General features: G+C 70.3%; 11 protein-coding genes. All 11 read left to right on the top strand.

All coding sequences use genetic code 11. The features are described 5' to 3' along the window. The first annotated feature begins 102 nt into the window (after positions 1 to 102). On the top strand, positions 103 to 1,716 hold the full coding sequence (locus PSR88_RS05545) for a UDP-N-acetylmuramoyl-L-alanyl-D-glutamate--2,6-diaminopimelate ligase (RefSeq protein ID WP_011594227.1): 1,614 nt from the start codon (positions 103 to 105) through the stop codon (positions 1,714 to 1,716). Next, positions 1,713 to 3,227: a UDP-N-acetylmuramoyl-tripeptide--D-alanyl-D-alanine ligase gene (locus tag PSR88_RS05540; protein WP_016880048.1), complete on the top strand. Its 1,515-nt coding sequence runs from the start codon at positions 1,713 to 1,715 to the stop codon at positions 3,225 to 3,227. The genes PSR88_RS05545 and PSR88_RS05540 overlap by 4 nt, the downstream gene beginning before the upstream one ends. Continuing rightward, a complete protein-coding gene (gene mraY / locus PSR88_RS05535) occupies positions 3,224 to 4,303 on the top strand; it encodes a phospho-N-acetylmuramoyl-pentapeptide-transferase (RefSeq protein WP_005247625.1) in 1,080 nt (359 codons plus the stop codon). Before PSR88_RS05540 ends, mraY begins: the two co-directional genes overlap by 4 nt. Before the next feature lie 4 nt (positions 4,304 to 4,307). Continuing rightward, positions 4,308 to 5,807 carry a UDP-N-acetylmuramoyl-L-alanine--D-glutamate ligase gene (gene murD, locus PSR88_RS05530; protein ID WP_016880049.1) on the top strand — a complete coding sequence of 500 codons (1,500 nt, stop codon included), beginning with the start codon at positions 4,308 to 4,310 and terminating at the stop codon, positions 5,805 to 5,807. Next, on the top strand, positions 5,804 to 7,339 hold the full coding sequence (ftsW, locus tag PSR88_RS05525; RefSeq protein WP_016880050.1) for a putative lipid II flippase FtsW: 1,536 nt from the start codon (positions 5,804 to 5,806) through the stop codon (positions 7,337 to 7,339). The genes murD and ftsW overlap by 4 nt, the downstream gene beginning before the upstream one ends. After that, positions 7,336 to 8,484: an undecaprenyldiphospho-muramoylpentapeptide beta-N-acetylglucosaminyltransferase gene (gene murG, locus PSR88_RS05520; protein ID WP_016880051.1), complete on the top strand. Its 1,149-nt coding sequence runs from the start codon at positions 7,336 to 7,338 to the stop codon at positions 8,482 to 8,484. The genes ftsW and murG overlap by 4 nt, the downstream gene beginning before the upstream one ends. Further along, positions 8,481 to 9,992, top strand: a complete 1,512-nt coding sequence (gene murC / locus PSR88_RS05515) for a UDP-N-acetylmuramate--L-alanine ligase (RefSeq protein WP_009473736.1) — start codon at positions 8,481 to 8,483, stop codon at positions 9,990 to 9,992. The genes murG and murC overlap by 4 nt, the downstream gene beginning before the upstream one ends. Next, on the top strand, positions 9,989 to 10,876 hold the full coding sequence (locus PSR88_RS05510; RefSeq protein WP_009473735.1) for a cell division protein FtsQ/DivIB: 888 nt from the start codon (positions 9,989 to 9,991) through the stop codon (positions 10,874 to 10,876). The genes murC and PSR88_RS05510 overlap by 4 nt, the downstream gene beginning before the upstream one ends. A gap of 217 nt (positions 10,877 to 11,093) precedes the next feature. Then, a complete protein-coding gene (ftsZ, locus tag PSR88_RS05505; RefSeq protein WP_009473734.1) occupies positions 11,094 to 12,293 on the top strand; it encodes a cell division protein FtsZ in 1,200 nt (399 codons plus the stop codon). After that, on the top strand, positions 12,290 to 13,033 hold the full coding sequence (pgeF, locus tag PSR88_RS05500; protein ID WP_011594221.1) for a peptidoglycan editing factor PgeF: 744 nt from the start codon (positions 12,290 to 12,292) through the stop codon (positions 13,031 to 13,033). The genes ftsZ and pgeF overlap by 4 nt, the downstream gene beginning before the upstream one ends. Positions 13,034 to 13,079: 46 nt before the next feature. Then, positions 13,080 to 13,805 (top strand): YggS family pyridoxal phosphate-dependent enzyme, encoded by a 726-nt coding sequence (locus PSR88_RS05495; RefSeq protein WP_192815031.1) that lies wholly within the window; start codon positions 13,080 to 13,082, stop codon positions 13,803 to 13,805. Positions 13,806 to 13,851: the final 46 nt, after the last annotated feature.

Below are 13,851 nucleotides of genomic sequence, written 5' to 3'. Positions count from 1 at the left end.
CACGGACTTTTCCGTGGACGCAGGGAACTGCCGAGGTAGCACGCTGTATCGATCCGTGCACTAAGCCGTTGTCAGTGAGAGTCGACATCCGAGAGGAGCCCGGTGCCTGTTCCGTCCCGCCCGCAGTCGGCGTCAGTGGAGGTGAAGGTCACAGACAGTCTTCGCCCCGCCCAGCCGGTCCGTACCACGGTGAGCGCTCTGGCAGCGCTCGCCGGAGCGAGGGTCGAGGCACCCACGGGAACCGCCGAGCACGTCATCGTCACCGGGGTGGATCTCCGCGCCCAGGGGATCGTCGAGGGCGATCTGTTCGCGGCCCTTCCCGGGGCCCGCGCGCACGGCGCGGAATTCGCCGCCGACGCTCTCGCACGGGGCGCGACCGCGATCCTCACCGACGAGGCCGGATTCGCGCTGGTGTCCGCACTGGGCTCGGACATGCCGGTGCTCGTCCACGACGACCCACGCGGCGTCCTCGGTGAGCTGTCGGCAACCATCTACGGCCGGCCCTCCGAGAAGATGCAGGTCATCGGTATCACCGGGACATCGGGTAAGACGACGACCTCGTATCTCGTCGAAGCCGCGCTCACCGCCGCGGGGCGGACGACCGGTCTCGTGGGCACCATCGAGACCCGGATGAGAGGCCGCCGGGTGCCGAGCGCACTGACGACCCCCGAGGCGCCGCAGCTCCACGCCCTGTTCGCCGTGATGCTCGAGCAGGGGATCGACACCGTCGTGATGGAGGTGTCCAGCCACGCGCTGTCGCTCGGCCGCGTCGACGGAGTCCGCTTCGATGTGGGCGCGTTCACGAACCTCTCCCAGGACCACCTGGACTTCCACCGCGACTTCGAGGACTACTTCGCCGCGAAGGCGCGGCTCTTCGCGGCCGATTCGTCCGTGCACGCCCAGCACGCCGTCATCTGCATCGACGACGTGTGGGGACAGCGGATGGCCGACGTCGCCCGCGGTGCGCATTCGATCGTGACGACAGTCGCGACCACACCGGACAGCGAGGGCGCGGTGTGGACGGCAGGCCCGGCGACGGTGTCGCCCTCGGGCTCGCAGACCTTCGCGCTCACCACGGCCGAGGGCACGACACTCGACGTGGAGCTCCGTCTGCCGGGGCAGTACAACGTCGCCAACGCTTCGCTCGCCGTCGCGCTGTGCGCGGCGCTGGGTGTCGATCCGCGCGACGCCGTCGAGGGCATCGCCGGCGTCGACGTGCCGGGCCGGGTGCAGCGGATCGACCGGGGACAGGACTTCCTCGCCGTCGTCGACTACGCCCACAAACCCGCAGCGGTCGAGGCCGTGATCGCGACGCTGCGCGAGCAGGTACGCGGTCGCGTCGCCGTTGTCGTGGGTGCGGGCGGCGATCGCGACGCAGGCAAGCGGCCGCTGATGGGTGCCGCGGCCGCGCGTGGTGCCGACCTGCTGATCATCACGGACGACAACCCCCGCAGCGAGGACCCGGCGAAGATCAGGGCCGCGGTCCGCGAGGGCGCTCTCGGAGTGCCCGAATCCGAGCGGGGACAGGTGTGGGAAGTAGCGGACCGAGCGAAGGCGATCGCCGACGCCGTCGGCTGGGCGCAGGCAGGCGACGTGGTTTTGGTCGCAGGCAAGGGACACGAGATCGGTCAGGAGATACACGGGGTGAAGTACCCATTTGACGACCGCGACGTACTGGGCGACGCGATCGAGCGACAGGTCGGAGGAACGCGATGATCCCGATGACACTCGCTCGCATCGCCGAGATCGTGGGCGGCGAACTGCACGACGTCGCCGATCCGTCGGCCGAGGTGACGGGAACGGTCGAGTTCGACTCGCGGAAGGTCACCGCCGGCGGGCTGTTCCTCGCCCTGCCCGGCGCCCACGTGGACGGCCACGATCACGCGGCCTCGGCGGTCGAGGCCGGTGCGGTCGCCGTCCTGGCCGCGCGCCCGGTCGGTGTCCCCGCGATCGTCGTCACCCCGACGCCGAGCGACGTCCCGAGCAAGGCGATGGCACTCGAACACGACACCGACGGATCGGGCGCCGCCGTGCTCGCAGCCCTCGCGAAGCTCGCGCGCGCCTCCGTCGACGGCCTCACCGCGAAGGGGCTCACCGTCGTCGGCGTCACCGGATCGGCGGGAAAGACGTCGACCAAGGATCTGCTCGCCGCCGTCCTGCGCCCCCTCGGTCCTGTCGTCGCGCCACCCGGATCGTTCAACAACGAACTCGGCCACCCGTGGACCGCACTACGTGCGGACGCGGACACGGGATTCCTGGTTCTGGAGATGTCGGCCCGCGGCCGCGGGCACATCGCCTCCCTCGCGAACATCGCACCCCCGAAGATCGGGGTCGTCCTCAACGTGGGTACGGCGCACCTCGGCGAATTCGGTTCCCGCGACGCGATCGCCGCTGCCAAGGGCGAACTCGCGGAGTCGCTGCCCTCGGCGGACGAGGGTGGTGTCGCGATCCTCAACGCCGACGATCCGCTGGTGGCAGCCATGGCGCCGCGCACATCGGCCCGGGTGGTCCTCGTCGGCCGGTCGGAGTCCGCGCACGTGCGGGCCACCGACATCGTGCTCGACGAGAAGGCAAGGGCGCGTTTCACTCTCACGGCGCCGACCGGGAGTGTCGCCGTCGAGCTCGCCGTGCACGGTGAACACCAGGTCGGCAACGCGCTCGCCGCCGCGGCGGTGGCACTCGAATGCGGGGCGGACCTCGAGCAGATCGCGCAGGCCCTTTCCGGTGCCGCCGCGGTCTCGGCGCGCCGGATGGACGTCCGCGATCGGCCGGACGGTGTGACTGTCGTCAACGATTCGTACAACGCCAACCCCGACTCGATGCGGGCCGCCCTGAAGGCGCTGGTGTCGATGGCCCGGTCGGGCCGGGGTGCGGCGCGCCGGAGTTGGGCGGTGCTCGGAGAAATGGCCGAGCTGGGTCCAGAATCAGTGGTCGAACACGACGCCATCGGCAGATTCGCGGTCCGGCTGGACGTGAGCAGGCTGATCATCGTGGGAACCGGCAGGCCCGCCCGCGCCATGCATCAGGGTGCGGTCATGGAGGGTTCGTGGGGTGAGGAGTCGATCCTCGTCCCCGACATCGCCGGTGCGGTCGCCTTGCTCGAAGCGGAACTGGCACCGGGTGACCTGGTGCTGGTCAAGGCGTCGCAGTCCATCGGATTGTGGGAGGTCGCGGACACGGTGTTGGCGGGAAGCACGGGACAGAAGGGTTCGGAGGCTACGCGGTGAGACAGATCCTCTTCGCGGCGGGCATCGCGCTGGCCGTCTCGATTCTGCTGACCCCCGTTCTCATCAAGGCCTTCTCCCGTCAGGGGTTCGGCCAGGAGATCCGTGTCGAAGGTCCGGCGAGTCACCAGTCGAAGCGCGGCACCCCGACGATGGGCGGCGTCGCCATCCTCGCCGGACTGTGGGCCGGCTACTGGGGTTCGCACCTGATCGGCATCGGCTACAACGCGGACGGGCCGTCGGCATCGGGACTGCTGGTTCTCGGTCTCACGACGGCGCTCGGCGGGGTCGGCTTCCTCGACGACTTCATCAAGATCCGCAAGCAGCGCAACCTCGGACTGAACAAGACGGCGAAGCTGGTCGGACAGCTCATCGCGGCAGTGGCGTTCGGCATTCTCGCGCTGCAGTTCCGGGGCGCGAACGACCTCACACCGGGCAGCGAGCACCTGTCGTACGTGCGTGACATCGCGACGGTCACGATGGGCTCCGTCGTGTTCGTCGCGTTCTGCTACCTCCTGGTGAGCGCCTGGTCGAACGCGGTCAATCTGACCGACGGCCTCGACGGTCTCGCTGCCGGGTCGATGAGCCTGGTCCTCGGCGCGTACGTGATCATCACGTTCTGGCAGTACCGCAACGCGTGCGAGACGAGCCCCGGCAAGGGCTGCTACGACGTCCGCGATCCGCTCGACCTGGCCCTGATCTGCGCGGCCGGTGCGGGTGCGTGCATCGGATTCCTGTGGTGGAACGCGGCGCCCGCCAAGATCTTCATGGGTGACACCGGTTCGCTGGCACTCGGCGGCATGCTCGCCGGACTGTCGATCACGACGCGCACCGAACTGCTGATGGTCGTGATCGGCGCGCTGTTCGTCGCAGAGGCGGCATCGGTCGTGATCCAGGTCGCCGTGTTCCGGTCGAGCCGAAGACGAGTGTTCCGGATGGCTCCGTTCCACCACCACTTCGAACTTGCAGGGTGGGCGGAAACCACGGTGATCATCCGGTTCTGGTTGCTGGCCGCCATCGCCTCCGCGATCGGGCTCGCGCTGTTCTACAGCGAGTACCTGGCAGCGATCGGGGGCTGACGACGTGGCAGAGGAACACGGCGGGCTCGACTGGTTGCGGGGTCGCAGCGTCCTCGTCGCCGGTGCGGGTGTCTCCGGCCGGGCCACCATCGAACCTCTTCGTGACCTCGGTGCGCTCGTCACCGTGACCGACGCGAACGTCGACGCTCTCGCCGAGTGCGCGCGGCTCGGCGCCGCGACCGTCCCGATCGACGATCTGCTCGCCGAGCGGGACCGGGTCGCCGAGTTCGCGCTGGTCGTGACGAGCCCGGGGTTCCGCCCGGACGCGCCGCTGCTCTCGCTCGCCGCCGGGGACGGGGTACCGATCTGGGGTGACATCGAGTTCTCGTGGCACGTGGACCGGGCCGGGCTCTACGGCCCGCCGCGGCGGTGGCTGGTGGTCACCGGCACCAACGGCAAGACCACGACGACCTCCATGCTGCAGTCCATCCTCGAGGCGGCCGAGCTGCCGAGTCTGGCCTGCGGCAACATCGGGCTTCCGGTCCTCGACGCCCTGCGGCAGACCGAGCCCCGGGCGGAGGCGCTGGCGGTCGAACTCTCGTCGTTCCAGCTGCACTGGGCGCCGTCGGTCCGGCCGACCGCAGGTGCGATCCTCAACATCGCCGAAGATCATCTGGACTGGCACGGCGGGATGCAGCCGTACATCGATGCGAAGGCCCGCGCCCTGACCGGTGAGGTCGCGGTGCTGGGGCTCGACGACGAGGTTGCGTCCTCCCTGTTCTCCTCGTCCCCCGCAGTCCGGACCCTGGGTTTCCGGTTGGGCGTGCCGGCGCCGGGCGAACTGGGTGTCGAGGACGGGTATCTCGTCGACCGCGCGTTCGCGGACGGCGAGCGGCTGGCCCCGGCCGAGGGGATCACCCCGCCCGGGCCTGCCGGACTGATGGACGCCCTGGCCGCGGCGGCTCTGGCCCGGGCGATCGGAGTTCCGCCGGACGCCGTCGCCGCCGGTCTGGCCGCCCACGTCGTGGGCCCGCACCGCGCGGCACTCGTCGCCGAGGTCGGGGGCGTGACGTTCGTCGACGACTCCAAGGCCACCAACCCGCACGCCGCCCGCCCGTCGATCCTCGCCCACGAGCGGGTGGTGTGGATCGCCGGTGGTCTGCTGAAGGGGGCGCGGGTCGACGACCTCGTCCGGGAGGTGGCTAGTCGCCTCGCCGGCGCCGTCCTGCTGGGCCGCGATGCGATGCAGATTGCAGAGTCCCTTGCGCGACACGCCCCCGAGGTTCCCGTGGTCACTGTCGAGACGGGAGACGATGCAGGTGTGAGTGCAGTCCCGCAGACCGCGACGCACCGGGTGGTGCTGCCGGCGGACACCGACAGCGACGCCGTGATGGGTGTCGTCGTGCGTGAGGCGGCGGCGCTGGCAACGGCAGGGGATTCCGTCGTCCTGGCGCCCGCGGCGGCATCGCTCGACATGTTCGCCAGTTACGGCCACCGGGGGGACAGCTTCACGGACGCCGTAGGCAGGCTCGACGCGTCGGACATCTCCAGGACGCTGCGATGACCTCCGCCGGAGCCCGCACCCGACGCGCCCCCGAGGGACAGCGGTCCCCGGCTCGCACGGCGGCCGCCCCCGGTGTGGCGAAGCGTGCACCGTCCGGTCCCCGTACCCGCACGGCGCCTCCGCGCGGCCCGCGCACCCGGATCGGGGCCTGGCTGGCGAGGCCTCTGGCGTCGTTCCACCTCGTGGTCACCATCGCGTTTCTGCTGACGGTCCTCGGCCTGGTGATGGTGCTGTCGTCCTCGAGCGTCGAGGCCTACGCCTCCGACGGTTCGGCGTACACCCTCTTCACCCGGCAGGCGCTGTTCGCGGCTCTCGGGCTCTGCCTGTTCTACGCGGCGCTGCAGATCCCGGTCCGGGTGATGCGCGCCCTGTCGTTCCCGGCCTTCGCGGTCACGATCATCCTGCTGGTGCTGGTCCTCATACCGGGTATCGGCACCGTGTCCCAGGGCACCCGCGGCTGGTTCGTCGTCGCGGGATTCTCGTTGCAGCCCGCCGAGCTCACCAAGATCGCGCTGGCCGTGTGGGGTGCGCACATCCTGGCGTCGCGGCGCAGCGACATCTCCAGTATCCGGGACATGCTCGTTCCGCTGGTGCCGGCCGCGCTCGTCGCGTTCGTCCTGATCATCCTGCAGCCCGACCTCGGCACGACGGTCTCGCTGGCCATCATCCTGATGGCGCTGCTGTGGTTCGCGGGCCTGCCGCTGAAACTGTTCGTCGCCATCCTCGGCACCGGTTTCGGCGGAATCGTGATCCTCGCGCTCACCGCGGGCTACCGCTCCGCTCGCGTGCGCGAGTTCCTCAATCCCGGTTCCGACCCGCAGGGCATCGGGTACCAGTCGCGGCAGGCGATGTATTCGCTCGCGGACGGCGGGATCCTCGGGCGAGGTCTGGGGCAGAGCCGCGCGAAGTGGAGCTACCTGCCGAACGCCCACAACGACTTCATCTTCGCGATCATCGGCGAAGAGCTCGGATACCTCGGCGGCGCCGCCGTCCTCGGTTTGTTCGGACTGTTCGTGTACACGGGCCTGCGCATCGCGGCCCGATCCGCCGACCCGTTCCTGCGCCTGCTTACCGGAACGGCGACGGTGTGGATCACCGGACAGGCATTCATCAACGTGGGGTACGTGATCGGGCTGCTGCCCGTCACCGGCCTGCAGTTGCCGCTGGTATCGGCCGGCGGAACGTCGACGGCCACCACACTGTTCATGTTCGGCCTCGTCGCCAACGCGGCGCGGCACGAACCGGAGGCGGTCGCGGCGCTGCACTCCGGGCAGGACGGCCCGTTCGGTCGCCTTCTGCGCCTCCGCAAGCCGGAGGCGTATTCGCCGGTGCGGGCCGACGCGGCACGCGCCGAGGCGGTGCGCCGTGCCGAAGCCCGCCGGCGGGCCGGTCGCGAGATGGCCCCGCGCACCCGCAGCGTCACATACGAGAAGGGCCGCCCCGAACGCGGCAAGAGCCGCACCCCCGAACGAGGTGCACGTCAACAGCGAAGCTCGGGTGGCCGAGCAGGAGAGCGAGGATTTCGTAGGTGAACGGCGACAAGTCCACCCTGTCGGTGATCGTGGCCGGTGGTGGTACCGCCGGGCACATCGAACCGGCTCTGGCAGTGGCCGATGCGATCAAGGCGATCGACGACACCGCGGTGGTGACCGCTCTCGGCACCGCGCGCGGCCTCGAAACCACCCTGGTTCCCGAGCGGGGCTACCCGCTCGAGCTCATTCCACCGGTGCCGCTGCCCCGTAAACCCACCCTCGACCTGCTGCGGCTTCCCGGCCGGGTGCGCGCGTCGGTGCGCCGCACCCGCGAGGTGCTCGACGCGACCGGCGCCGACGTCGTCGTCGGGTTCGGCGGGTACGTCGCGCTGCCCGCATATCTGGCGGCCGGGCCCGGACTGCTCCGCCGCAGGCGCCGCATTCCGATCGTGGTGCACGAGGCGAACGCCAGCGCCGGGATCGCGAACAAGATCGGTGCCCGCCGCGCCGCCCGGGTGCTGGCCGCGGTCGCCGGTTCCGGAGTCTCCGCTCGCGGCCGCTCGGATGCGGAGATCCTCGGGATCCCGGTCCGGGCGTCGATCACCGCTCTCGACCGGGCGGCTCTGCGCGCGGAGGCGCGCGCACACTTCGGGCTCCCCACCGACGGTCCGGTGCTGCTCGTCTTCGGCGGCTCGCAGGGGGCGCGGTCGCTCAACGAGGCCGTCTCGGGCGCGGCGGAGTCGCTCGCCGCGGCCGGTGTGGCCGTTCTGCACGCACACGGACCGAAGAACACCCTCGACGTTCCCGCGACACCGGGCGGCCCGCCGTACGTGGCCGTTCCCTACCTGTCGCGGATGGACCTCGCGTATTCGGCCGCGGACGCGGTGATCTGCCGGTCGGGTGCGATGACGGTGGCGGAGGTGTCGGCGGTGGGACTTCCCGCGGTATACGTGCCGCTGCCCCACGGCAACGGGGAGCAGGAACTGAACGCGCGACCGGTGGTCGCCGCCGGAGGTGGAATGATTGTCGCCGACGGAGACCTGTCCGCCGGATTCGTCGCGGAGACCGTGATCCCTCTGCTGCGCGACCCCGCACAGCTCGAGGACATGGGACGACGCGCGGCCGGCGCAGGTCACCGCAGCGCAGCCACCGAGGTTGCGCGCATCGTGCTCGACGTGGCCGCGCTGACAAGGGGAACCCGATGACCGACCTGCCCGCGGAGTTGGAACGAGTCCACATGGTCGGGATCGGCGGCGCCGGAATGTCCGGAATTGCGCGGATCCTGCTGGCCAGGGGAGGGCAGGTGTCCGGATCGGACGCCAAGGAGAGCCGCGGCGTCCTCGCCCTGCGTGCCCGCGGCGCGCAGGTCCGCATCGGCCACGACGCCGGCGCGCTCGACCTGCTGCCCGGCGGCCCGACCGTCGTGGTCACCACCCACGCCGCCATCCCGAAGGACAACCCGGAACTGGTGGAGGCGGCCCGGCGCGGGATTCCCGTGATCCTGCGACCCGCGGTGCTGGCGTCGCTGATGCAGGGGCACCGCACCCTGCTGGTGTCCGGCACCCACGGCAAGACGTCGACCACGTCGATGCTGGTAGTGGCGCTGCAACACTGCGGTTTCGATCCGTCGTTCGCGGTCGGCGGCGAACTCAACGAGGCCGGAACAAACGCGCACCACGGCAGCGGCGACGTGTTCGTCGCGGAGGCCGACGAGAGCGACGGTTCGCTGCTCCAGTACGAACCGGACGTCGTCGTCGTCACCAACGTCGAAGCCGACCACCTCGACTACTTCGGCAGCACCGAGGCGTACATCCAGGTGTTCGACGATTTCGCGGCCCGTCTGTCGCCTGGCGGTCTGCTCGTCGCCTGTCTCGACGATCCGGGGTCCGCGGCGCTCGCGCAGCGGGTGGCGGCGCGGGGGCTGCCCGGTGTGCGGGTGCTGGGATACGGCAGCGCCGAGGACGCGGACGGGGCCTTCGCTTCGGTCGACGGCGTCGAGGTCGGCGCGCGACTGCTGAGTTTCGAGGCCAGGGACGTCGGCGGAGTACTGCAGTTCCAGCTGGCCGGGGAGCAGTCGCCGAGGACGGTCCGCATGGGTGTGCCCGGCAGGCACATGGCGCTCAACGCGCTGGCCGCTCTCCTCGCCGCCAGGGAGGCAGGCGCCGACGTGGACGAGATCCTCGAAGGCATCGCCGGATTCGGGGGAGTGCACCGCCGGTTCCAGTTCACCGGCCGCGAGCACGGGGTCCGCGTGTTCGACGACTATGCGCATCACCCGACGGAGGTGCGTGCCGTGCTCGGCGCCGCCGCCGATCTGGTGCGCCAGCCCCACGAGGCCGACCGCCGCGAGTCCGAGGACTCGGTGCGCAGCGGGAAGGTCATCGTGGTGTTCCAGCCCCACCTGTATTCCCGCACAGCAACATTCGCGGAAGAGTTCGGGCACGCCCTGGATCTCGCCGACGAGGTCGTGGTCCTCGACGTGTACGGCGCGCGGGAAGAACCTCTCCCGGGCGTCAGCGGCGCCCTGGTCGCGCTGTCGGTGTCGAAGCCGGTGCACTACCAGCCCGACCTGTCGCAGGCACCGCGGCAGGTCGCGGCACTCGCATCCCCCGGGGACGTGGTGATCACCATGGGTGCCGGTGACGTGACGATGCTCGGCAACCAGATCCTCGACGCTCTGCGTGCGGCTCCGCACCACCACCCGTCGCGATGACGCGGGAGCGTCGGGGCCGGTCCGAGCGGCCGGACCGCCCTGTCCGCCGCGACGTCCAGCGCAGTCCGCGGCCGGGGGCCGCGGCCGGTGCCCGCGCGACGGCGAGCGATCGGACGTCCTCGCGTCGGCGCACCTCGACGGTCACCGACCCCGGAACACGACGCACCCGCGAATCGGCTTCGGCGGCACGGAAGTCCGCGGTGGCGGAGACACCGCGGCGGCCGTGGTACCGGAGGCCGGCGGTGATGGGCGCCGTCGGTGTCGTCGTGGTCGTGGCGCTCGGTCTCGTCGCCTGGTTCACGCCGCTGCTGTCAGTGCGGAAGACTGATGTCGCGGGGGCGGCGTCGATCTCCGAGGAGCAGATTCGCCAGGTGCTGGCGGTGCCGCAGGGGCAGCCGTTGCTGCGTGTCGACACGGAGGGCGCGGCTCAGCGGGTGGCCGCGATCCCGAAGGTGGCGTCCGCGCGCGTCCAGCGGGTGTACCCCTCCACCATCCGGGTCACGGTAACCGAGCGGGTGCCCGTCGTGTTCGTCGACAGCCCCGGCGGCACCCATCTGCTCGACGCGGAGGCCGTGGACTACGAGATCGCACCGCCGCCGCCCGGGGTGCCGCGTCTGGTGACGGGGTCGCCGGGGTGGGGCGACCCGTCGACGGAGGCGGCGATCGAGGTGCTGGAGTCGATGCCGCCTCAGTTGCGCGGTCAGGTGGGACAGGTTGCCGCGAAGTCGATTTCGGATATCTCGGTGACGCTGCTCGACGGCCGGATCGTGGTGTGGGGCGGTACGGAGAAGTCCGAGCGCAAGGCTGCGGTCACCCTGCCGCTGCTCACCCAGCCCGGGCAGACGTACGACGTGTCGAGCCCCGACCTGCCGACGGTGCGGTGAGGGGGCGTGACTCGGATGCGAAAGAGTTGCGGGCGAGTTCGTCAAATAACTCGGCGCGTCTCGGCGCGCCTAATGGCGTATCCCTATGCCGGTGCATAGCGTTTCGCTCTAGTCGGGCAGCACTTGACATAACCGTAACCCTATGGTTGAGGTTGAGGGTTCAGGCTGGACTGATCTGTACGAAAGCGTGATACACACTCATGGAAGGCGAGAGCCGATGACGCCCCCGCACAACTACCTCGCCGTAATAAAGGTCGTCGGCATCGGCGGCGGCGGCGTGAACGCAGTCAACCGGATGATCGAGCAGGGACTCAAGGGAGTCGAGTTCATTGCCGTCAACACCGACGCGCAAGCGCTGCTGATGAGTGACGCCGACGTCAAGCTGGACGTCGGCCGGGAACTCACCCGCGGGCTCGGCGCCGGCGCGGATCCCGAAGTCGGCCGCAAGGCCGCAGAAGACCACAAGGACGAGATCGAGGAAGTCCTCAAGGGCGCCGACATGGTGTTCGTGACCGCAGGCGAGGGCGGCGGCACGGGTACCGGTGGCGCACCGGTCGTCGCGAGTATCGCACGCAAGCTCGGAGCCCTCACGGTCGGTGTCGTCACCCGGCCCTTCTCCTTCGAGGGCAAGCGCCGCGGCGGCCAGGCCGACACCGGCATCCAGTCGCTGCGCGAATCGTGCGACACCCTCATCGTGATCCCGAACGACCGCCTCCTGCAGCTCGGCGACGCCGCCGTCAGCCTCATGGACGCGTTCCGCAGCGCCGACGAGGTGCTGCTCAACGGTGTCCAGGGCATCACCGACCTCATCACCACCCCCGGTCTGATCAACGTCGACTTCGCCGACGTCAAGGGCGTCATGTCCGGCGCCGGTAGCGCGCTGATGGGCATCGGATCCTCGCGCGGCGAGGGCCGGGCCATCAAGGCCGCGGAATCGGCGATCAACTCTCCGCTGCTCGAGGCGTCGATGGAGGGTGCGCGCGGCGTGCTGCTCTCGATCGCCGGCGGCAGCGACCTCGGCCTGTTCGAGATCAACGAGGCGGCGTCGCTGGTGCAGGAGGCTGCCCACATCGACGCGAACATCATCTTCGGCACCGTCATCGACGATTCGCTCGGCGACGAGGTGCGGGTCACCGTCATCGCCGCCGGGTTCGACGGCGGCGCCCCCGCCCGCCGGCCGGTCGAGTCGGGCGCTGCCGGTCGCAGCGCCATCGGTGCCGGGCGCGCGGGCGAGGTCGGACAGTCGGCCGACCAGCAGCACAGCGAGCCGATGTCGGTGACCCGCGAGACGATCAGCTCCCACCAGAGCCCGAGCAGTCTGCCGCCGCTTCCGGGAAACGGTCAGTCCCGCGCGGTGCCGGTGTCCGACGAGGAGGGTGAAGACGAAGTCGACGTGCCCTCCTTCATGCGTCGTTGAGTTCACCGTCCGCCCCCGATTTCAGGGTTCGCCGGGTCGTCACCACCCGTGCCGGAGGGCACTCCGTCGCGCCGTACGACACGTTCAACCTCGGTGATCACGTCGGCGACGATCCGGCCGCGGTGGAGGCGAACCGGCGTCGACTGGCAGACAACATCGGCGTGGCCTTCGACCACCTGATCTGGATGGAGCAGATCCACAGTCGGAACGTGACCGTGGTCGACGGGCCCACCGACGTGCCGGTGCCCGCCACGGACGCACTGGTGACGACGGTTCCTGGGCTCGCACTCGCGACCCTCAGCGCCGACTGCGTCCCGGTGCTGTTGTCCGACGACGAGGCCGGGGTGATCGCCGCCGTCCATGCCGGTCGTATCGGCGCCCGCATCGGCATCGTTCCGCGGGTGCTCGACGTCATGGTCGAGCAGGGTGCACGGATCGACCGGATCGGCGCATTCCTGGGTCCGGCGGCGAGCGGCCGACAGTACGAGGTCCCCGCGGCGATGCAGGCCGACGTCGAGAAGTTCCTTCCCGGCAGCGCCACCCGCACCGTCAAGGGAACCCCCGGCCTCGACCTGCGGGCCGGCCTGCGGAAGCAACTGCTCGATGCGGGTGTCGCGGGGGTGGCGGAGGATCCGCGCTGCACCATCGAGGACCGGACACTGTTCAGTCATCGCCGGGAGGCCCCGACCGGTCGGCTCGCGGCGGTCATCTGGATGGATACTGGGCAAGACAGCGTGTGACGACGACCGCCGACGGCGGTGAGGATTCGGTGTGGGAGTGGAAACGATGAGCAGGGTCGGGGAGATCGAGGCTGCGCTCGGCACCGTGCGTGCACGGCTCGCCGCGGCGTGCCGGGACGCCGGTCGCGACCCCGCGGACGTGTCGCTGCTGCCCGTCACCAAGTTCTTCCCGGAATCCGACGCGCGGATCCTGTACGACCTCGGGTGCCGCGAATTCGGGGAGTCGCGGGAGCAGGAGGCCACGGCCAAGATTGCGGAGTTCCGCACCGTGGTGACGGATTCGTCGGTGCGGTGGCACATGATCGGACACCTCCAGCGCAACAAGGCGAAGGCCGTCGCGCACTGGGCGTACGCCATCCATTCGGTGGACAGCGAGCGGCTCGTCGGCGCACTCGGCCGCGCGGCCACGACGGCGCTCGAGGCGGGGGAGCGGCCCGAGCCGCTGCGGGTGCTGCTGCAGGTCAGTCTGGACGGCGATCCGCAGCGCGGCGGTGCCGCGATCGCAGACCTCGAACGCCTTGCCGCGCAGGTGCAGTCGTCGCCGGGACTCGAATATCGCGGGTTGATGGCGGTTCCGCCGATCGATACCGATCCGGACGCCGCGTTCGAGGAATTGCAGAAGATTCACGCGCGGCTCAGGCGCGACCATCCGGATGCGACGGACCTCTCAGCGGGCATGACGAATGATCTCGAGCACGCTGTCCGACACGGGTCGACGTGCGTGCGTGTCGGAACCGCGCTGTTGGGTTCGAGGCCTATAACCTCGAAATAGATCGCCCAGGTGATCGCCAACCCGTCCACACCGCTGCGACCGGTCG

Origin of the sequence: Rhodococcus sp. DK176 (assembly GCF_038447315.2) — a bacterium.
GTDB classification, from domain to species: Bacteria; Actinomycetota; Actinomycetes; order Mycobacteriales; family Mycobacteriaceae; genus Rhodococcus_F; species Rhodococcus_F jostii_A.
Note: the sequence above shows the minus strand (reverse complement) of the source record. Positions and strands in the feature narration are given on the sequence as shown.